The organism is Maribacter chungangensis (assembly GCF_042676845.1).
GTDB lineage: Bacteria > Bacteroidota > Bacteroidia > Flavobacteriales > Flavobacteriaceae > Maribacter > Maribacter chungangensis.
In genome coordinates this window covers 1-744 of sequence record NZ_JBHTHY010000031.1, presented here as the reverse complement: position 1 = coordinate 744, position 744 = coordinate 1, and the positions used below count along the sequence as shown (strand labels likewise).

Below are 744 nucleotides of genomic sequence, written 5' to 3'. Positions count from 1 at the left end.
TGCCCTCACTGCGCAGAAACGTTTTATAGCATTCGGAGTTTGTCAGGAATTGGTAGGCGGTGAAGCCCCCGCATCCAATCAGTAGCTCTACCTCTATAAAACTATCTACACGCTGCACCTAAATGCATTTCGGGGAGTACGAGCTATTTCCGAGCTTGATTGGCCTTTCACCCCTACCCACAGGTCATCCCAAGACTTTTCAACGTCAACGGGTTCGGTCCTCCACTGTGTGTTACCACAGCTTCAACCTGCCCATGGGTAGATCGCACGGTTTCGCGTCTACTACTACTAACTATGGCGCCCTATTAAGACTCGCTTTCGCTACGGCTCCGGACCTGAAGTCCTTAACCTTGCTAGTAAAAGTAACTCGTAGGCTCATTATGCAAAAGGCACGCCGTCACCCATATGGGCTCCGACCGCTTGTAAGCGTATGGTTTCAGGATCTGTTTCACTCCGTTATTCACGGTTCTTTTCACCTTTCCCTCACGGTACTGGTTCACTATCGGTCTCTCAGGAGTATTTAGTCTTGGCGGATGGTCCCGCCGGATTCATACAGGGTTTCACGTGCCCCGCACTACTCAGGATACCACTATCTTGCAGGTCTTTACCTATACCGGGCTATCACCGTCTATGGCCAAGCTTTCCAACTTGTTCTAGTTCATCACTGTTCGAATATCGTGGTCCTACAACCCCGCTGTTGCCGAAACAACAACGGTTTGGACTAATCCGATTTCGCTCGCCGCT

The 744-nt window shown here is 50.4% G+C and carries 1 rRNA gene; it reads right to left on the bottom strand.

Features of this window, described 5'->3' with window-relative positions:
• Positions 1-744: ribosomal RNA gene (locus ACFQZJ_RS19735) — 23S ribosomal RNA — on the bottom strand; the annotation flags it as partial.